At 57.7% G+C, this 18838-nt stretch carries 18 protein-coding genes; 10 read left to right on the forward strand and 8 right to left on the reverse strand.

The window, feature by feature from the left end; all coding sequences use genetic code 11:
* Window position 1: 1 nt before the first annotated feature.
* The gene (locus NI000_RS23345; protein WP_253413791.1) at window positions 2-973 is read right to left on the reverse strand and encodes an ABC transporter ATP-binding protein; all 972 of its coding nucleotides are present in this window, start codon (window positions 971-973) and stop codon (window positions 2-4) included.
* A gap of 170 nt (window positions 974-1143) precedes the next feature.
* On the opposite strand from NI000_RS23345, the gene NI000_RS23350 reads away from it, so the two are divergent.
* Window positions 1144-2037: a LysR family transcriptional regulator gene (locus NI000_RS23350; RefSeq protein ID WP_253413792.1), complete on the forward strand. Its 894-nt coding sequence runs from the start codon at window positions 1144-1146 to the stop codon at window positions 2035-2037.
* A gap of 129 nt (window positions 2038-2166) precedes the next feature.
* Window positions 2167-3033: a hypothetical protein gene (locus tag NI000_RS23355; RefSeq protein ID WP_253413793.1), complete on the forward strand. Its 867-nt coding sequence runs from the start codon at window positions 2167-2169 to the stop codon at window positions 3031-3033.
* 176 nt (window positions 3034-3209) lie between these two features.
* Here NI000_RS23355 and NI000_RS23360 read toward each other — a convergent pair whose 3' ends face one another.
* Complete coding sequence (locus tag NI000_RS23360; protein WP_253413794.1) at window positions 3210-4553, reverse strand: DUF2252 domain-containing protein; 1344 nt, start codon at window positions 4551-4553, stop codon at window positions 3210-3212.
* A gap of 410 nt (window positions 4554-4963) precedes the next feature.
* Between NI000_RS23360 and NI000_RS23365 the strand changes: the two genes are divergently transcribed.
* The 7 genes from NI000_RS23365 (at window position 4964) to NI000_RS23395 (ending at window position 12168) form a co-directional block, all read left to right on the forward strand.
* The gene (locus NI000_RS23365) at window positions 4964-5857 is read left to right on the forward strand and encodes a carbohydrate ABC transporter permease (protein WP_253413795.1); all 894 of its coding nucleotides are present in this window, start codon (window positions 4964-4966) and stop codon (window positions 5855-5857) included.
* On the forward strand, window positions 5854-6735 hold the full coding sequence (locus NI000_RS23370; RefSeq protein ID WP_253413796.1) for a carbohydrate ABC transporter permease: 882 nt from the start codon (window positions 5854-5856) through the stop codon (window positions 6733-6735). Before NI000_RS23365 ends, NI000_RS23370 begins: the two co-directional genes overlap by 4 nt.
* A gap of 42 nt (window positions 6736-6777) precedes the next feature.
* The gene (locus NI000_RS23375; RefSeq protein WP_253413797.1) at window positions 6778-8148 is read left to right on the forward strand and encodes an ABC transporter substrate-binding protein; all 1371 of its coding nucleotides are present in this window, start codon (window positions 6778-6780) and stop codon (window positions 8146-8148) included.
* A gap of 134 nt (window positions 8149-8282) precedes the next feature.
* Complete coding sequence (locus NI000_RS23380; RefSeq protein ID WP_253413798.1) at window positions 8283-9293, forward strand: LacI family DNA-binding transcriptional regulator; 1011 nt, start codon at window positions 8283-8285, stop codon at window positions 9291-9293.
* 29 nt (window positions 9294-9322) lie between these two features.
* Window positions 9323-10309 (forward strand): N-acetylglucosamine kinase, encoded by a 987-nt coding sequence (locus tag NI000_RS23385; RefSeq protein WP_253413799.1) that lies wholly within the window; start codon window positions 9323-9325, stop codon window positions 10307-10309.
* Window positions 10302-11621 (forward strand): 6-phospho-beta-glucosidase, encoded by a 1320-nt coding sequence (locus NI000_RS23390; RefSeq protein ID WP_253413800.1) that lies wholly within the window; start codon window positions 10302-10304, stop codon window positions 11619-11621. The genes NI000_RS23385 and NI000_RS23390 overlap by 8 nt, the downstream gene beginning before the upstream one ends.
* Window positions 11622-11835: 214 nt before the next feature.
* Window positions 11836-12168 (forward strand): hypothetical protein, encoded by a 333-nt coding sequence (locus NI000_RS23395; RefSeq protein WP_253413801.1) that lies wholly within the window; start codon window positions 11836-11838, stop codon window positions 12166-12168.
* Window positions 12169-12262: 94 nt separating this feature from the next.
* On the opposite strand, the gene NI000_RS23400 is transcribed toward NI000_RS23395, so the two are convergent.
* The gene (locus NI000_RS23400; protein ID WP_253413802.1) at window positions 12263-12841 is read right to left on the reverse strand and encodes a hypothetical protein; all 579 of its coding nucleotides are present in this window, start codon (window positions 12839-12841) and stop codon (window positions 12263-12265) included.
* Window positions 12842-13119: 278 nt separating this feature from the next.
* On the opposite strand from NI000_RS23400, the gene NI000_RS23405 reads away from it, so the two are divergent.
* Window positions 13120-14793, forward strand: a complete 1674-nt coding sequence (locus NI000_RS23405; protein WP_253413803.1) for a glutamine--tRNA ligase/YqeY domain fusion protein — start codon at window positions 13120-13122, stop codon at window positions 14791-14793.
* A 79-nt stretch (window positions 14794-14872) separates the two neighbouring features.
* Here NI000_RS23405 and NI000_RS23410 read toward each other — a convergent pair whose 3' ends face one another.
* The 5 genes from NI000_RS23410 to NI000_RS23430 all read right to left on the reverse strand — a co-directional run bounded on the left by NI000_RS23410 (window position 14873) and on the right by NI000_RS23430 (window position 18641).
* A complete protein-coding gene (locus tag NI000_RS23410) occupies window positions 14873-15199 on the reverse strand; it encodes a YnfA family protein (protein WP_054974749.1) in 327 nt (108 codons plus the stop codon).
* Between the two features lie 148 nt (window positions 15200-15347).
* The gene (locus tag NI000_RS23415; protein ID WP_253413804.1) at window positions 15348-15467 is read right to left on the reverse strand and encodes a sporulation protein YjcZ; all 120 of its coding nucleotides are present in this window, start codon (window positions 15465-15467) and stop codon (window positions 15348-15350) included.
* A gap of 159 nt (window positions 15468-15626) precedes the next feature.
* The gene (locus NI000_RS23420; RefSeq protein ID WP_253413805.1) at window positions 15627-17132 is read right to left on the reverse strand and encodes a sensor histidine kinase; all 1506 of its coding nucleotides are present in this window, start codon (window positions 17130-17132) and stop codon (window positions 15627-15629) included.
* On the reverse strand, window positions 17129-17821 hold the full coding sequence (locus NI000_RS23425) for a response regulator transcription factor (protein WP_253413806.1): 693 nt from the start codon (window positions 17819-17821) through the stop codon (window positions 17129-17131). The genes NI000_RS23420 and NI000_RS23425 overlap by 4 nt, the downstream gene beginning before the upstream one ends.
* Before the next feature lie 103 nt (window positions 17822-17924).
* On the reverse strand, window positions 17925-18641 hold the full coding sequence (locus tag NI000_RS23430) for a hypothetical protein (protein ID WP_253413807.1): 717 nt from the start codon (window positions 18639-18641) through the stop codon (window positions 17925-17927).
* Window positions 18642-18838 lie beyond the last annotated feature (197 nt).

Consider the following 18838-nt stretch of genomic DNA (forward strand, 5'->3'; position numbering starts at 1 on the left):
TCTATTCGCTCATATGGTGAATATGCTGCGGCGATACGTACACCGTCACGCGTTCTCCCGCCTGTAAGCGGGTGGAATGATAAGCCGTCCAGAGGCCCATTTCGCCCATGTCCAGCCCGATTTCGTAGCGGTCCCCAACATAGCTGACGCTGCGGATCATGCCCGGATAAGCGGCAGCCGCGCCTTCCTCCGGCTCCGACCAGCGGACATGCTCCGGACGAAGCAGGCTTCGGTCCGGCACCAGCCAGTTCGACTTGCCGATGAAGCGGGCGACGAACGGATGGGCCGGCGTGCGGTAAATGTCCTCGGGTGCGCCCTGCTGCAAAATGCGGCCCTCCTGCATGACGACGATCTCGTCGGACATCGACATGGCTTCCGTCTGATCGTGCGTCACGTACAGCGCCGTCAGCCCGATATCCCGCACCAGACTCATCAGCTCCAGCCGCATTTCGTCCCGCAGCACGGCGTCCAAGGCGCTGAGCGGCTCGTCGAACAGCACAAGTTGCGGCCTCAGCGCGACGGCCCGCGCGAACGCCACGCGCTGCTGCTGCCCGCCCGACAACTGGTGCGGGTACCGCTTCTCCATCCCTTGCAGCCGTACCTTCGCTACCGCTTCCTCCACCCGCCGCTTGAGCTCTTTCGTTTGTCCGGTGGCGCGCAGGCCGAAGGCGACATTTTCGAACACGGTCATATGCGGCCACAAGGCGAAATCCTGAAAGACCATGCCAAAATGCCGCTTATGCGCCGGCAGATCGATCCGCCTCTCGGCCGAGAACAAGCACTCGTCTCCGAGATGGATTTCTCCCCGGTCCGGCCGCTCCAGCCCGGCGATCATCCGCAGCAGCGTCGTCTTCCCGCAGCCCGACGGCCCGAGCAGCGTCGTAAACCGCCCTTTCCTGATGACCAGATCCGTCCGGCGCAAGGCCTGCATCGCCCCGAACGATTTTTCCAACCCCCGTATGACCACATCCATGCTGCAACCCATCCTATCTTGCAAACTAGCTCTAGTGTACATGGCGAAATGCAGAAGATTGTCAGCGGGACGTAAAGATTGTGTTAATTAATTCAATGCATACTATTCATTCGCATAGATTTTTTCTATACTGTGGTCAAATACGGAGCCGAACAAGGGGAGTGGGCACATTGAATTTCAGTCTGCTGAAGCTGGAAATCGTGGAGCTGTTGGACAAGCACAAGAAAATTACCGCCGTCGCCGAGCAGCTTGGGCTCAAGCAGCCGACGGTAACGTTCCACATGAAGAGCATGGAGCAGGAGCTCGGGGTGCAGCTGTTCGAGACGCGCTCGGGCAAAACGATTCTGACCGAGGCCGGCCGGTCGCTCTACCATTACGCGGTCAAAATCAACGCGCTGGCGCAGGAAGCGGGGCGGGTCGTGAAAGAGTTCGACGAGCTGGGCCGCGGCACGCTGAAGATCGGCGCCAGCTACGTGCCGGGAACGTACCTGCTGCCGAAGGTGCTCAGCGGCTTCGCCAAGGCGTATCCGCGAATCACCTTGTCTTTGCAAGTCAAGACGGCTCCCGTCATCCAAGAGCTGCTGCGCAATCACGAGATCGATCTCGGCATCCTATCCACCGAGCCGTTCCAATCGGCCCCATTGATCGCCGAAACCGTGTGCGAGGACGAGCTGGTCGTCGTCTTCGCGCCGCGTCACCGGCTGGCCGCCTACCCGCAGCTGTATCCCGACCAGCTCTCCGAGGCGCCTTTTCTGCTCCACGGACCGGAATCCAGCACACGGCAAATGACCGACCGATGGGCGCAGAGCAACCGCGTGCAGTTGAAAGCGCACATGGAGCTGGATTCGCTGGAAGCGATCAAGCAGGTCGTCATGCAGGGGGAGAGCGTATCGTTCGTTTCACGGCAGGCTGTGCAGCGGGAAGTGGAACGCGGGGAGCTCGAATTTCGCCCGATTCCGCAAAATCCGTTCAAGCGCTACGTGTACTGCGCGTACAATGCGGATCGGCGGCAGTCCGCCGTCATGGAGCGGTTCATCGATTTTCTGCGGCAAGAAGCCCGGTAAATCTAGTATTTATACCAATTTCCAAATTTTTCTTTACAAAAACAACATATCTGCTTAACATCTAGATAACAAACGATCATTACAGTCTAGCGTGTAAGCCTATTCCAAAACATGAAGGAGTTGTCGATGATGAACAAACGATCCAAATGGATTGGGGCGCTGTCCGCGGTCATCCTGTCCGCCGCTTTGACGGTATCGTCCGTCTTCCCTGCTGCGCCTGTCAAAGCCGCAAGCAACCTGGTGCCGGATTACGAGGTGAAGCTGCTCATGCCCGCGAACGCCGTGCTGGGCTCGGACGACAAGCTGAAGAGCGAGGTCCGCAGCGCGTTCGGTATGCCGGACAAGGTGACGAAGATGAACGTGCAGTTTCTGGATACGGACGGCAAAGACATTTACAGCAACGGCTGGAGTCCCCGCATTCGGAAGAAGGAAGGCGACAGCAAGTTCGAACTGAGCTACAAGAAGCGCTATCCGATCGTCAACGGTAACATCGACGCGGCGCTGACGAAGGCCAATCAAGAAGGGTTCGACGCGTCGGACACCAACTACGAGGCGCAGGTGGAATGGGGCTATCAGAACAAGACGCTCAGCATCACACGCTCCAAAGACGTCAAAAAATCCGGCTACAGCGGCGTGGATCTGCCCTCGGTCAAAGATTCCCGCCAGCTGCTGATCGATAACATTCCGGGCAAATTCGACAAGTGGCTGTACGCCGGCTGGGGCACCGAGAAGCTTCAAAAATCCCGAATCTACGGCCCGGTTCTGGCCAAGCGGTACACCGGCACCTATAGCGGCCTGAAAACGTACATCGAGGTGTGGCCGATCCGCAGCGCAAACGGCTCCGGTACGGAGAACGTAGTTGAGATTTCGTTCAAGACGGACGACCGGGACACCGCTTCGCAGAAGCATGACGAGCTGGTCACTTATCTGCAAAGCAAAGGCTGGTTCCTGGCCCAGGATTCGCTGAAAACGCAGCTGATTATGGACCGCTACTAAGCCCGCGCGAGCCGGGCGGATAAGCAAGCTTCATCGCACGGCACAACGCCGGTTTCGCATACCATACCAAAAGGAGCTATTCCCCGCCGCCACCGTTCACGGCTGCAAGGGAACAGCTCCTTTTTTTCGCAAGATGATGCGCATCAAACGCCGCCCGGGCGGGCGGACTTTCGGGCTTACTCCCGCTCCTGCCGCTCGCCCAGCCATTCCACGAACAGCGCATAGTCCTCCTCGACCTGATGCGCGTAGGCGATCGCCCAGTGCGCGATATAATCGCAGAACGCGTCCGTGTCCGGTCCGATCGCTCGCTGAATCTCCTCCTCGCTGTGGTACGACATCACCCCGTGCTCCATGTCCGCATCCGCCCGCGCATGAAGCTTCGCCGTAATCCGGCCCATGCAGTCCAGCACGGACAGCAGGTCTTCCTTCTCCGTCAGCTTGTCCGCCTTCAGCCGCTTCTTGTAAGGCGAGCGCTCCCTGACGTAAAAATGCCGCTCGTCCATCGTCAAGAAGCCGAGAAACGGGTCTGCCTCGTGATGCATCGCCTGCTGCGTCACGATGACCCGCTTGCCTTGATGGCCGAAATACGTCCAGAACGCCTCGTTATACGGCATAAAATAAGCCGGGACCGGCGCGCGCACTTCCTTGACCTCGATCACGATATCGTCCAGCGCCTGCTCGCCGCCTTCGCCCTCGACGAGCACATAGAAGCGGTCCAGCCCGATGGAGGCCGTGCCTGAGCCGTGCTTTACCGCCACGTCCTTGATGGCGTAATAGCCGTCCGAACGCTTCGTCTTCCACTCCAGCGATTGCAGATACTGCGGCCAGCTCTCCTCCAGCATGCGGCGCTCCTGCGGCGTCGGCGGCACGATCTCGTCCGATTTGGCAAACCGCCTCGCCGTCCTCGTCAGCGTTGTTACGCCTTCCAGAAACTGCGACGCGAGCCGCTTCTCCGTCTTTTTCAGCAGCTTGCGGATCGGCCCGTCCGTGCGGTCTTTGTCGAAGACGAGCGTCCGCGGATCGTCCTTCCGCCGGGCAAAGCGCCGGATCTGGTTCGCATACGCGTCCAAGTAAGCGGTGATCGCTTCCTTCTGTCCATCGGCGTCAATATCTTTCGTCAGGCACACAAGCGCTACGCTGACCGACATCCGCAGCAGATCATACAGGTAGGAGCCCAGATACCCCTCGTCAAAATCGTTCACGTCGTACACGATCCGCCCCTCTTCGCTGCGGAACGCCCCGAAATTCTCGAAATGCAGATCCCCTTGAATCCACGTCGGCCGCTCCGGCGAGCTGTGGTACGGAAACCACTCCCGGCTGACGTCAAAATAAAACAAGTACGCAGTCCCCCGGAAGAACGAAAACGGGCTTCCCGCCATCTTGGCGTATTTCTGCAGCCGTTTGGCCTCGGGCAGCGCCATAATCTGTCCGTCGAACTCGTCCAACACACTGCTCAGCAGCTCCTTGCGCAGCCTTTTCTGCGTGAGCCGGACACGTTCCGTTAGCTGCTCCGAATTCATGCGCGGTTTCCCCCTTTTGCAGCGATAAGCAAAGTATTTTTCTCATGGTAGCTTACGCGCCGACAGCGTGTCAATTCAAGTACGGACCGGCTCTCTCCGGCTTCGGACGCCCTATCTGCAAGTCTCCGGGGACGGACTGGAAAATTAGGGATTGACGCCATCCTTGAAAACGATTACTATAGGCGTATAAAAATATAAACGTTTATAATTTTAAAGCTTCGGTGCAATCCGCAATTCCCCCTCGTTTCAACAACATCCTAGTTTAACCGGCAAAACTTTTCAGAAAATCATTAAGAAAAAGTCAATTTTATGTTGCGCAGAACCGGACGAGCGGCTTTGCACCGGCCGGCAGGGGGCGTGCCTTAATTCAGCAAAAATATAAACGTTTATACTTTAAGGAGGGATTGCCCATGCGGCAGGGGGCACGCAGACGGGAGACCAAATATTTTTACCTGTTTATTTCGCCGTGGCTGATCGGAGCGGCAATATTCACGCTGTACCCGATTCTGTATTCGCTCTACATCAGCTTCACGGAATACAACATCACCAGCCCGCCGAAGTGGGTCGGCCTGCAGAACTACACCAAGATGTTTCAGGACGATCTGTTCTGGCGCGGGGTAAAAGCGACGGTGCTTTTCACGATATTTAGCGTACCGCTGCAGCTTCTGCTCTCGCTGTTTTTGGCGGTGTTGGTCAATCAGAAAATTCCGTTCCGCCGGTTTTTCCGGACCGCCATCTATTTCCCCAGCATGATCTCCGGCGTGGCTATGTCGCTCGTCTGGCTGTGGGTGTTCAACTCCAAGATTGGCATGTTCAACTGGGCGCTCGGCCTGCTCGGGATCGACGGGCCCAAATGGCTCGAAGACAGCAACTGGGCACTGGCTTCTATGATCATTATGACGATGTGGAGCGCCGGGGCCGGCATGGTCATCTTCCTCGCCGGACTTCAGGGCGTGCCTCCGATCCTATACGAAGCCGCCAAGATCGACGGCGTCACCCGGTGGCAGTCGCTCTGGCGCATCACGCTGCCGATGATTTCGCCCGTCGTGCTGTTCCAGCTCATCATGGGCATTATCGATTCGTTCCAGGTGTTTACGCAGGCGTTCGTCATGACCAAGGGCGGGCCGCACTACGCCACCCAGTTTTACGTGTACTACCTGTGGCAGAACGGCTTTAAGTTTTTCAAGATGGGCTACGCTTCGGCCATGGCCTGGCTGCTGCTCATCGTGATCATGCTCATGACGTTCCTGATCATGAGGGTATCCCGGAAGCTTGTTCATTATGAAGGAGGCGGCGGCGTATGAGTACGGCAACCGTAACGCAGAAGCGTTCGATTCGGCAAACGGGCGGCAAACGCAAAACGACCCCGTTCGAGTGGCTGGTCTTTCTGCTGCTGATCGTCATCGCGGTCATCATGATTTTCCCGACGCTCAACATGTTCTCGACCGCGTTCAAGTCGCAGGCGGAAGTGCTCAAATTCCCGCCCAGACTCATCCCGGAGCAGTTCGCCTGGGGCAACTTCAAGAACCTGTTCACTCAATACCAGTACGGCCTGTGGTACAAAAACAGCCTGCTGATCGCCTTCTTCAGCGTCATCGGGACCGTGCTTTCGTCGTCCCTCGTCGCATTCGGGTTCGCGCGCTATAACGCCCGGGGGAAAAATGTGCTGTTCCTGTTTCTGCTCAGCACGATGATGATTCCGTATCCGGCGCTGATGATTCCGCAGTTCATTTTGTTCAAAAATCTCGGGTGGATGGACACGATTCTGCCGATTACCGTCCCTGCCTTTTTCGGCTCCGCCTATAACATCTTCCTCATCCGGCAGTTCTTCACTTCGTTATCGAACGAACTGTACGACGCGGCCAAAATCGACGGCTGCTCCGAGTGGCGCCAGTGGTGGAACATCGCACTGCCGCTCTCCGGTCCCGTGCTGGCGACCGTCGCGATCTTCGCCTTCATGTACAGTTGGAACGATCTGCTCGGGCAGGTGCTGTACCTGAACTCGTCCGAGCATTTCACCCTGACGATCGGCATGACCGCGATGTATTCGTCCGCCACCCGGCTGGTGCCGTGGAACCTTGTCATGCTGTCGGCCGTTCTGGCTCTCGTTCCGATCCTGGTTTTATTCTCCGTCGCACAAAAATATTTCGTAGAAAGCATCGTGCTGACCGGAGTGAAATGAATAACCCGTCTGCGGGGTCACCAAATGAAGGAGTGAGGAAAGATGAAAAGAAACAAGACGGCTTGTCTTGGCGCGATTCTGCTGACAGGCGCAGTACTGCTGCCGGCTTGCTCAGGCGACACGAAGGATGGCGGGTCCAAGGGGGACTCCACGGTCACGATCACGCAGTTCGTTCCCGATCTTCCGGATAAAACCTATGTCGAGAAGCTCATTCCGGAATTCGAGGCGAAGCACCCGAACATCAAGGTCAAGATCATGAAGACGCCTTACGAGGAATTCGATTCGAAGCTGCAAGCGATGATTGCCGCCGGCACGGCTCCCGACATCACCTCGCATTGGGGCGAAGGCGGCTTCATCGAGTATTACGACAAGGGCTTGCTGCGCGACCTGACCGACCTGATGAAAGAGGACAACTTCAAAGCGTCCGACTACGGCATTCCCGACAACCTGATGGACATCTACAAAATCGACGGCAAAAACTACGGCATCCCGGTTTACAGCTACGTGACGATGCTCCTCTACAACAAGGACATGTTCGATAAAGCAGGCGTTCCGTACCCGCCGTCGGACTACGAAGACAAGTCATGGACGTTCGACAAAATGGTCGAAACCGCCAAGAAGCTGAGCAAGCCGAGCGACGATTTTGAGAAAGTGGAGTTCGGCATGGACTGGGTCTGGGGCGAGAAGGATATGCGTCCGGTGTATTTCGGAGCCAAAGTCTACTCCGATGATACGTGGACGAACGGCGGCCATGCGACGTCCTTCCACTTCAATTCGCCGGAGGTCGTCAAAATCAACCAGCGCTTGTCCGACCTGATCCTGAAGGACAAGGTGATGCCGTCGCCGGAATTCACCAAGGCCGTCGCCGGGCAAGGCGGCGATCCGTTCGCCACCGGGCGCATAGGGATGTCTGTCGCCGGGGCCTGGATTCTCGCCTCGGTCAAGGATTACAGCTTCAAGGTCGGCGTGGCCGCCGTCCCGTACAGCGGCAGCGACAAGAACCGCAACGTGCTGTATGTCGACCCGCTTCTCATCCTGAAGGATTCCAAGCATCCGAAGGAAGCGTACGAATGGATCAAATTCCAGCTCGGCAAGGACATCCAGGAAAAGTCGATCGAGCTGAGCGGCGGCACGCCTCCGGCCAATCAGCAGGCGGCGGAAAAGTATTTTAGTCTCTACAGCCCGGCGATCGACGCCAAAGATATGAAGAACGTCGTCGAAGGCGGCCTGAAATACGGCGTCGAATCGTATAATCATTTGATTACCCACTACTCCGAGATTTTGAACATCGTCAAGAACGAGTTGGATCTTGTGGACAACGGGCAAAAAACCGTGGCCGAAGTCAGCCCGCAGTTGGAGAAAAAGGTGAACGACCTGCTGAAGGAGAAAAACGCCGACAAAGCCAAAAAGTAAGCGCTCAAGCCTTCTGACCCTGCCGCGCCACAACTCCCCTTGCACCCCGGCCTCTCCTTGCGGAGGGGCCATTCGGAGCTATGGTATACTATTGCTTATAAGAATGAATACCGATCCGGGAGTTTGATCTAATCATGAAAAAAGTAAGCATATGGGACGTCGTAAAAAAATCGGGACTGTCACTTGTGACCGTGTCGAAGGTGCTTAACAATTCGCCCACTGTTCGGGAGAGCAACCGTCAGAAGGTGCTACAGGCCATTCAGGAGCTGGATTACCGGCCTAATGCCGCCGCCCGCAATCTGGCGCGGGGGTCGACGGGACTAATCGGCCTGACGCTGATCACCCTGCAGGATTCAGTGTTCGACGGCATCGTGCATGCCGTGAACGAAGCCTTGGAGGAGAACGGTTATTTTTTGGCGCTGAACGTGTGCTCCTCTCCGAACGGCGGTTTGAAGCCGACCAACTTTTTGTTTCAGGAAGACCGGGTCGACGGCATCATCGTGCTGTCACCCATGGAAGAAGAGCAGTATGTGCTGGAGCTCAAACGGAAGAAAATCCCGTTTGTTATTATCGATAATCAGATTGAAAAAACAAATGCCACTACGGTGAATGTGGACAACTATACAGGCGGCTACGAGGCGACCAAGCATTTGATCAGCCTGGGACATACGCGCATCGCGCACGTGAGCGGGCCGGAGCTGTTTCTCAGCGCCAGGGAGCGCAGACGCGGATTCGAAGCGGCCATGGCCGAAGCGGGACTGACGCCGCTGGCCGTGGCCTGCACCGAATTCAACATCCGCAGCGGCTTCGACGTCGCCAAGGAATGGCTGCGCAGCGGGAACGTGCCGACGGCCGTCTTCGCCGGAGAAGACGGCCTTGCGCTCGGCGTCATGGATGCGTTCCGGGACGAAGGGTACCGCATTCCGCGCGATCTTTCGATCGTCGGGTATGACGATCAAGTGTTCGCCGCCGATATTCATCCGCGGCTTACGACCGTCAGACAGCCGATGGAGCAGATGGGACAGCAGGCCGTCCGCCTGCTGCTCAAGCTGATCGACGGCTCCATGAAACGGAACACTTCGGTCTGCTTGAAGCCGGAATTGATCGTGAGAGAATCCACGTCGCCTTATTCCCCCACACCGTAGCTGGCTCTATAGGACGGGAGTGGAGTACATTGAAATACTACTTGGGGATGGATGCCGGCGGCAGCAAAACGTATGCCGTCATTACCGACGAAACGGGCCGGTTGGTCGCAGCCGGCAAAGGCGGCCCCGGCAACCATCAGATTGACCGCGATACGGCCGCGCAGAGCATCTGCCAAGCCGTCGCTCAAGCGCTTGGCCAAGCCGGCCTGCGCGAGCAGGACATTGCCGCGGCCTGCTTCGGGCTGGCAGGCGCCGACCGCGAAGCCGACTTCCGCATATTGCGGCCGATGATCGCCGAGCTGGGACTGCCCGGCTCCGACGTCGTCTGCGACACCGTCATCGCCCTGCGCGCCGGCACATCGAAGCCGTACGGCGTCGTGGCGATTTGCGGCAGCGGCACGAACTGCGTCGGCGTCTCCCCTGCGGGCGAGATGTATCAATGCGGCGGCTTCGGCTACCCGTACGGCGATTTCGGCGGCGGCGGGGACTTGGCGGCGGAAGCGTTCCGCGCAGTCATCCGGGCATGGGAAGGCCGCGAGGAAGAGACGCTGCTGACCGCTTTGGTCACGAAGGAGCTCGACTACCCCTCTGTCGAACATATGTTCCATCATTTTCTGGACCATGCGCTGCCCATCCCGTTTGAACTGACGCCGCTGCTATTCGAAGCAGCCGCCCACGGAGACCGCGTGGCCGCCCGCATCCTCCGCATGCAGGGAATGGAGCTCGGGCTGGCGGCCCGGGCGGTCATCCGGCGTCTGGGGATGCAGAGGGAAACCTTCGATCTGGTGCTTGCGGGCAGTGTGCTGACCCGGGGTGACGGGCAATTCATTCATCCGTATATCGTAGAACTGGTGCAGCCGGAAGCTCCGGACTGCCAGCTTCAGGTGCTGGGTGTGGAGCCGGTGGTCGGTGCGATCTTGCTGGCTATGGAGAAAGACGGCGCGACCGTCTCCGAGCCGGTGCAGGAGCAAGTCCGACGCATATCCGATTTGAAGGGAGTGCTTGCAGGTGGCTGAAACCAAAGGCTTGAAAGTCGTCGTGATCGGCGGCGGGTCGTCGTACACGCCGGAGCTGATCGAAGGATTTATTGTGCATCATGACCGTTTTCCTGTCACGGACCTGTGGCTGGTCGATATCCCGGAAGGGGAGCACAAGCTGCGCATCGTCGGACAACTGGCGCAGCGCATGGTGGAGAAATCGAAGCTGCCGATCACGGTCCGCTTGACGACCAATCGCCGGGAAGCGCTGGCGGGCGCCGATTTCGTCACGACGCAGCTGCGCGTCGGGCTGCTGGAAGCGCGCATCCGGGACGAGACGATTCCGCTGCGCTACGGCATGATCGGCCAGGAAACGACCGGTCCGGGCGGCATGATGAAGGCGCTGCGCACAATTCCCGTACTACTGGACATCGCCAAGGATATGGAGGAGCTGTGCCCGGACGCCTGGATGCTGAACTTCACGAATCCGGCCGGGATGGTGACGGAAGCGATCCTCCACCATTCGAACATTCGGGCCGTCGGCATCTGCAATTCGCCGATCGGGGTGTACAAGTGGCTGACCGGCCTCTACGAGGTGCCGATGGAGCGCATCTACGCCGAATTCGTCGGCTTGAATCACCTGCACTGGGTCACGCAGGTGCGGATCGACGGCGAATCGAAGCTGGAAGAGCTGCTGGCGAACCGCGACGGCTATTCCGCCAAAAACGTCCCGCAGTACGAATGGAACGCGTCGTTCATCCGTTCGCTCGGTGCTATTCCCACATACTATTTGAAGTATTTTTATTTGACCGAAGAGATGCTGGCCGACCAGATTGAATCGTCCGCCCGGGAAGGCACCCGCGCCGAAGTGGTGAAGCGACTGGAGGACGAATTGTTCGAGCTGTACAAGGATCCGGATCTGGCCGAGAAGCCGAAGCAGCTTGAGAAGCGCGGAGGCGCATACTACTCGGAGGCCGCCGTCAAGCTGATGACGTCGCTGTACAACGATACGCGCGACCTTCAGACGCTGAACGTCCGCAACCAGGGCATCCTCGACTTCCTGCCGGCGGACGCCTGCATCGAGGTCAACTGCGTCGTCACGAAGCAGGGGCCGATTCCGCTGCCGGTCTCGGTCGTGCCGGAAGCCGCCAAGGGCTTGATCCATGCGGTGAAAACGTACGAACGTCTCGCCATTGCCGCCGCCGTCTCCGGCGACCGCGGACTTGCGCTGCAAGCGCTCGCCCACCATCCGCTCGTGACCTCGGTCAACAAAGCGGAGCCGATGCTGGATGAGATGCTGGAGCAGAACAAAGCGTTCTTGCCGCGATTTTTCGCCGCGCAGACCGTGTAAGCCGTTCTAATGCTTAAAACCTTAAAATAGACTTACAGCAAGCCGGCATCGGTCGCCGAACCGATAGCCGGCTTGTTCGGCGTCGAGGCAAAAAAATCCATGTTTCAACCCGGCCGGAAACGGGTAATGGCAAGCAAGCGTCCGCCCGCCCCAGACTACCGGCAGTCCTCCGTCCGCAAAATCCAATTAGACGAAGGTGGTGTTTCTAATGGTAATGGGAGGTTTATTGTTCCTGTTGATTGTCCTTGCCGCGATGTACCTGCTATACAGCCGCTCCGCGCAGTGGAAAACGGTAATGGCCGCTTCCGGGCACGAAGCCCGCGACCTTCAAGCGAGGCACGCCTTCTTACGGTCGAAGCAGGTGAAATGCCGGGTGAAATCCGATACCGATGCGGCTCTGAGCGCGATCCAGACGGCGGCCGAAGCCGTCGATCTCCATCACCCCGAAAGCTTGAAGCTTGATGTGCACGCCAAAGATTTGCACAAAGCCGAAGCGCTGCTGCTGCAGTATGAGGAGAAGCAGTCGGCGGCCTCGGCTCTGCTCTAATCTGATATCCTCACCAGAAATCCCCTGCGACCGGCGGCCTCTCGCCCGGACGTAGGGGGTTTGCCGTTATGCGTACCTTTTGCCGCCATGAAGGTTAAGGCTCGCCGCCAAAGGTCAGGTTGTCGAAGCGGAACGGACTGGCCGCGTATTTGAAGCCGAGCCGGAAGCCTGAGCTTTCGATGGAGACGGAGCGCAGATGAGGGGTCGCGACAATGCTGCGAACCACCCGGTCCAGCAGCGCTCGGTTGCCGCTGCGGATCGCCCGGACGACGATGCAGGCGAACGGCCGGTTGTTGACGATTTCTTGATAGAGCGGCAAAATCGCCTTGGCGATGGCGCGGTGAACCTTGGTGTTAAAATAAAACTGCGTCGTCCCCGGACGAATCGTGGTGGCGTTCGAGTACAGCACAATCGGCTTCGGCGCGTCGAAATCGACGAAGTAGCCGATGCCGTTCGTAGACAACGACGCATATCTCCGCTCGGGTAAGCCGACTTGCCGAAACAGCCGAATCAGCGTATCCAGATCCGCACGGCGCACGCCCCGGGTCCACGCCGAGGCATAAGCGGGGTCCGAAGCAATCCTCCGATAAAACGGAATCATGGCGGCCAGCGTCTTCCGCAGCACCGGTACCGTTACGAGACGGTTCGTTTCTTTTCCATGGTTCGTTTTCACAATGACTCTCTCCTTTCTATGCATTTCCCCCTTCTTTCCACCTTATGTTCTCTTGGCCGCAAGGTGCGGATTTTGCACCATCTCTTGTAGAAGAGAGAAAATCCCTCCCATTTTCATAGATACCGCCCAAGATTCGGATGGTAAAACACATAAAAGTCCGTCAAGTAAGGGCTTTCTTCAAAGAATCGTACGGAAAACCATTTATAATTGCCCTCCATTTTGTGTATTATAGAGAGTAATAGATTTTGACAGCTAATTTGTGAGAAAGGTTGATCCCATTGGACACGACGAAACCGGCTTCTGCATCATCCTCCAATTACATCAAAAACATCGTGATCGAAGATTTGAACACGGGTAAAGTTAATACCATCGTCACCCGCTTTCCGCCGGAGCCAAACGGTTACCTGCATATCGGGCACGCGAAGTCGATCTGTCTGAACTTCGAGCTCGCCGACGAATTCGGCGGACGTACGCATTTGCGTTTTGACGATACGAACCCGGTGAAGGAAGACGAGGAATTTGTACGCTCGATTCAGGAAGACATCACGTGGCTCGGCTTCGAGTGGGAGCAGCTGTATTTTGCTTCGGACTTTTTCGATGAAATGTACGAGCGCGCCGTACGCTTGATCCGCAAGGGCAAAGCCTACGTATGCGATCTGACGGCGGAGCAAATCCGCGAAACGCGGGGTACCCTGACCGAGCCCGGCCAAAACAGCCCGTACCGCGACCGCAGCGTGGAGGAAAATCTCGACCTGTTCGAGCGGATGCGCAAAGGCGAGTATGCCAACGGCGAGAAGGTGCTGCGCGCCAAAATCGACATGGCCTCCCCGAACATCAACCTGCGGGACCCGGTGCTGTACCGGATTTCCCATACGCATCACCATAATACCGGCGACAAGTGGTGCATTTATCCGATGTACGACTATGCTCATCCGCTGGAGGACGCGATCGAAGGCATCACGCATTCCATCTGTACGATGGAGTTCGCCGATCACCGTCCGCTGTACGATTGGGTCGTGCAGGAGTGCGAGATGGAGAACGTGCCGCGGCAGTACGAATTCAACCGCCTCAGCCTGACCAATACGGTGATGAGCAAGCGGAAGCTGAAGCAGCTCGTGGACGAGAACGTCGTCGACGGCTGGGACGATCCGCGGATGCCTACGATCTCCGGTCTGCGCCGCAAGGGCTATACTCCGGAAGCGATCCGTACGTTCTGCCGCGAAGTCGGCGTAGTGAAGACGAACAACAGTATCGTCGACGAGAAGATGCTGGAGCATTTCATCCGTGAGGACCTCAAATTGAAGGCGCCGCGCACGATGGCCGTGCTGCAGCCACTGAAGGTGGTCATCACGAATTACCCGGAAGGGCAAGTGGAAATGCTGGACGCGGAGAACAACCCCGAGAACGAAGCAATGGGACATCGTCAAATCCCGTTCTCGCGAGAAATTTATATCGAGCGGGACGACTTTATGGAGGAGCCGGTCAAAGGTTACTTCCGCCTGTTCCCCGGCAATGAAGTGCGTCTGAAGCACGCCTACTTTATCAAATGCGAGAACGTGATCAAGGACGCGGACGGCAACGTTACGGAGCTGCACTGCACGTACGATCCCGAAACGAAGAGCGGCAGCGGATTTACCGGCCGCAAGGTCAAGGGGACGATTCACTGGGTGGAAGCGACGCAAGCCGTCCCGGCGGAATTCCGCCTGTACGAGCCACTCATCCTCGACGAGCAAGCGGAAGAAGGCGATTCGTTCCTCGACAATATTAATCCGAAGTCGCTCGAAACGGCGCAAGGCTTCGTCGAGAACAATATGCAGGACGCGAAGCCTCAGGACAAGTTTCAGTTTTTCCGCCACGGCTACTTCAACGTCGATCCGAAGCATTCGACGGAGGGCCGCCCGGTGTTCAACCGGATCGTGTCGCTGAAGAGCTCGTTCGACCCGAAAAAATAACGCAAGCCCAAAGAAGCCTTTTCGCCGGATGGATCATCCGCTGCGAAAGGCTTTTTTTTTCTCCACCCAGGACGCCACGTTAGGACCGCGGGGCGTACAGCATGACGGCGACCCCGGCCAAGCATAGGCTCATCCCGAGCCAGTCGTAGAGGTCCGGGGTTTTCTTGTCGATGCCCCAGCCCCACAGAACCGACAAGACGACGAAGACGCCGCCATAAGCCGCATACACCCGCCCGAAGCTCGGAAAGCTTTGCAGTGTCGGAATAACCCCGTACACGACAAGAATAAGCGCGCCGACGATGCCGTAGCCCATCGGCCTTCCTTCCCGGAGCCATAACCAGACAAGGTACCCTCCGCCGATCTCGGCCAGCCCCGCGAGAATAAATAAGATGACGGCCTGTACCATCGCAGCCTTCCTTTCCCCGTTCATTCTCCGGCAATGGTTCTTTCTCCATTCTAACCGCCACAGCCCCTATATGTATACCGCTTCACCAGCAGCGGGCAGGCATAAAAAAAAGATCCCGTCAACGGGATCTTCAGGGAGTTGCTCGCAATTAGATGAACAAGGAACGAAGAACGATCACAAGCAGAATGAAGAGAACGAGAATGACACCTGTGCTAGTAAACCCTCCGCAGCCGCCAAAGCCGCCAGTTCCGCAACCACCAAAACCCATTGTTCGGTCCCTCCTTTCGTTTACATGTTATATCCTATGGCCTCGCCCTTTGGCATGTTTGGACTATGTGACAAAATGTGTGCTTTTCCCAGTCCAATTTATTCGTACCGTCAGGTCAATCGACTTGGGAAGTAATGCGACTATTCCGCAAGGGCGCGATTAGACCGAAGCGTCCGGCTCCAAATAAAAGGCGACTCCCCCCTCTTCATTCTCGGCCCGGGCCGTATAGCCGTGGTTGGCGGCAATTTGCCTGACGATGGCCAGACCTAAGCCGAACTGCCCGTCTCCTCCGGTCCGGAACGGCTCGAACAAGCTTTGCGCCGTTTCCTCATCGAGCGGCGGCCCGTCGTTCCATAAACGGACGACGGGGGCCTCTTCGGCTCCTGGCTTGACTTCAAGCTGGATACCGGTTTGCGCATACCGCAGCTGGTTGTCGGTCAGATTCTCCAGCGCAACGCTCCACTGCTCCCGGTCGCCGGTGAGCATGACCGCTTCCGGGGCATTTACCTCCCATGCAATGTCTGCGCGTCGGCAGCGCAGCCTCTCCACAGTATCGTCCAGCAGCGCTTTCAGATCGAAGGGCTGATGCGGCTTCTCCCGAGACGTAAAGTAATTCAGCTTGTTCAAATAAAGCAGGTCGCGGATCCGTTTCTCCAGCCGCTCCGATTCCTTCATAATGACGTCCACGCTGCCTGCCAACGTTTTCCGCGGAAACACGCCATCCATAATGGACTGGGCATAGCTGCGGATCACCATGACGGGCGTCTTGAGCTCATGCGAGATGTTTTGAAGGAAAAATTGCTGCGCCTTATCTTGTCTCACAAGCTGCTGGCGCATTGTCTCGATGGCCGAGCCCAATCGGCCGATTTCGTCTTTGCGTCCGGTTTCCAAGGGCTCGTGCCAATCACGCTTGGCCAGCCGGCCGACATGCCGCTCCATCTGCACGAGCGGACGCGTCAAATATTTGGCCAGCCCCAGACACGGGAGCCAGCTAAGAACGATCAGCGCCACCATCAGCATCGCCAGCCGGCCGAACATCGTCATGACCAGATCGTTGCGGTAATTACCCGAGGCGTACGATACCATGAAGCCGGGGCTGCCTTCGACCTGCTCCTTACGGATCACGTAAAATACCGGCTTATCCCCGACATAGCGGGCGTACTTCTGGACCGGCTCCTGCTGCACCAGCGCATCCTGCTCGACCAGCCTGATGAGAGGATCAGCCGGATTCACCGTGGCAGTTGCCGCAATCGAGCCCGATGCTGCACCCGGATTCATGATCATCATATGCTTTACGGCCGGACCTTCAGGCGCTTGCACAAGAATGCTTGTCCGCGCCACTTCAGATAAAGCCGTCTCTGCCTGGGATGTGGGCTTGGAGGCGATGCGCACCCTCATCTCGCTCATTTCACGATCCGGGATGCGCATGACATCCAGCGAAAGAACCGGAGGCACGGCGTTTGTCGCTAACGGAGGCCCTGCTACGGTTGCGACGGCCGGTTCGATTCGGACGGCCTGCTGCGAATCAAGCAAAATATCGTATAGCTGCTCCGTAAAAAAGCCTTTTAGCAGCCACGGCAGCAAGACGGCAAGCAGGGCGAAGCTGCTGATCGTTAAGGCCGTAAAAATGCCCCATAACTTGACGGAAAGCGGCCAATGTCTCATGATTTCACCATCCTATACCCGTATCCGTATACCGTCTCCAGCCGCAGCTGCGGCAGCTTGCGCCTCAGCCGGCGGACCAGATCGTCAACCACGCGGTCGGAACCGTAATAATCGTCGCCCCATACGCCCGCCAGCACCTGTTCCCGTTCGAGCACCTGCCCGGCATGCCGGGCAAAGTAAAGCAGCAAATCGAACTCTTTGGAAGTCAGCTCTATCGGCTGCCCGTCCTCCGCCGTCACCGCCCTCGCCCCTTCATCAACCATATAAGGCGGTAGGGACAGCCGAGGGCGGCTCCCGGCTCCCGCGGGTTCTTCCCGTCCTCTGACCCCGTATGCGCGCTCAAGCAGCCTGCGCGTACGGATGACTAGCTCCCGCGGCAAAAAAGGCTTGGCCATATAGTCGTCGCTCCCCAGCTCCAGCCCGACGACCCGGTCGATATCCGCGTCCCGCGCCGAGATGAAGATGGCCGGCAGCCGCGGCTGATCCGCCTTGATCTCGCGAAGCAGCTGGTACCCGTCGATGCCGGGCAGCATAATGTCAAGGATCCACAAGTCCGGCCGCTCCGCTATAGCCTGACGCGCCTCTGCGCCATCCAGAAACGAACGCACCTGCCAACCCTCGCTTTCCAAGTAAGCGGTGAGTACCCCGTTCAGATGCTCTTCATCCTCCACCAAAAAAATACGGTACATCTGCCATCCCCCTGTATGTTCGCTATCCTAAGCCCGCCAATGGAAAAAAGGGCGCTTGTCTGCAGCCTGAAGAGGCCGGAGAGAACGCCCTTATGTCATCGGATTACTTGCTTTCCGTCTTTTGCAGTTCCGCTTTGAGCTTCGCGGCCATCGTCTTGAGTTCGGCCGTTTCCTTGCGGTAATCGTCGAGCAGCTGCGGCAGCAGCCCGCGGATCGCTTCCCCGTTGCCGGCTTCCGCCGCTTCGGCCAGCGCCTCCTGACGCTTCATCTCTTCGGACGGCCCCGCTATCATTATATCATCCGCAAGCGCGACGCCAATCGTTTTCTGGCCTTCCGCCGCAGCGCCATCTGTCAAAATTTCAACGCGAAGCGGCTGCGCCGAGATATTCTCCTTGTTCACGGTGTCCAGAACGCGGATTTTTACCGGCCCCTCTTTTCCAACCGCATCCTTGCTCAAGCCCGCATCGTCTTTGGCATCCGAGTCGGCCTTATCCTTACGGGTAACGGTAAGCATGGCCGGAAGCTTCGGCATCTCCTTCTCCACCTCTTGCCGCTCCGCGATGGCCTGGTTCCATGCCTCCACGCTTTCCGGCGCATACGTCTTCGCCAGCAGCTTCAGATAAGCCCGCTCATGTGCCGGCTGCTGCAGCAGCATACCGTTTAAGCGATGCACGCCTACTCTTTTCGCACCCTCCACCTTCTGTGCGGGAACGGCTGCCGGAAGCTCTGCCGCCGTCTCGGCCGCCGCCGAACCGACCGCTCCGAAAGCCGTTGCCAGCAGCAAAGTGCCAATCGTACCGAACTTTACTATGGTTTTCATGTTCATACACTCCTTATTTCTCTCCGGATTGTCGGGGCTTTCCGCTTGTCTCCCCGCATCCTTAAAGTAACAAGGCAATACGGACACAATGTCGCAGCATTATGGGAAATTGTGTGATCTACATCATAGGCGGCCAGGCGCGGCTGGTATACCCTTGGTATAATGGGACCGCTTCACCTCCGGATACAAACCCATAT

The organism is Paenibacillus tyrphae (assembly GCF_024158745.1).
GTDB classification, from domain to species: domain Bacteria; phylum Bacillota; class Bacilli; order Paenibacillales; family NBRC-103111; genus Paenibacillus_G; species Paenibacillus_G tyrfis_A.

What these genes read in the sequence shown, in the direction of transcription:
- NI000_RS23430 (WP_253413807.1), bottom strand. Translation starts at nt 18,641, where the DNA reads ATGAAAACCATAGTAAAGTTCGGTACGATTGGCACTTTGCTGCTGGCA.
- NI000_RS23375 (WP_253413797.1), top strand. Translation starts at nt 6,778, where the DNA reads ATGAAAAGAAACAAGACGGCTTGTCTTGGCGCGATTCTGCTGACAGGC.
- NI000_RS23415 (WP_253413804.1), bottom strand. Translation starts at nt 15,467, where the DNA reads ATGGGTTTTGGTGGTTGCGGAACTGGCGGCTTTGGCGGCTGCGGAGGG.
- NI000_RS23380 (WP_253413798.1), top strand. Translation starts at nt 8,283, where the DNA reads ATGAAAAAAGTAAGCATATGGGACGTCGTAAAAAAATCGGGACTGTCA.
- NI000_RS23395 (WP_253413801.1), top strand. Translation starts at nt 11,836, where the DNA reads ATGGGAGGTTTATTGTTCCTGTTGATTGTCCTTGCCGCGATGTACCTG.
- NI000_RS23365 (WP_253413795.1), top strand. Translation starts at nt 4,964, where the DNA reads ATGCGGCAGGGGGCACGCAGACGGGAGACCAAATATTTTTACCTGTTT.
- NI000_RS23355 (WP_253413793.1), top strand. Translation starts at nt 2,167, where the DNA reads ATGAACAAACGATCCAAATGGATTGGGGCGCTGTCCGCGGTCATCCTG.
- NI000_RS23420 (WP_253413805.1), bottom strand. Translation starts at nt 17,132, where the DNA reads ATGAGACATTGGCCGCTTTCCGTCAAGTTATGGGGCATTTTTACGGCC.
- NI000_RS23345 (WP_253413791.1), bottom strand. Translation starts at nt 973, where the DNA reads ATGGATGTGGTCATACGGGGGTTGGAAAAATCGTTCGGGGCGATGCAG.
- NI000_RS23360 (WP_253413794.1), bottom strand. Translation starts at nt 4,553, where the DNA reads ATGAATTCGGAGCAGCTAACGGAACGTGTCCGGCTCACGCAGAAAAGG.
- NI000_RS23410 (WP_054974749.1), bottom strand. Translation starts at nt 15,199, where the DNA reads ATGGTACAGGCCGTCATCTTATTTATTCTCGCGGGGCTGGCCGAGATC.
- NI000_RS23370 (WP_253413796.1), top strand. Translation starts at nt 5,854, where the DNA reads ATGAGTACGGCAACCGTAACGCAGAAGCGTTCGATTCGGCAAACGGGC.
- NI000_RS23425 (WP_253413806.1), bottom strand. Translation starts at nt 17,821, where the DNA reads ATGTACCGTATTTTTTTGGTGGAGGATGAAGAGCATCTGAACGGGGTA.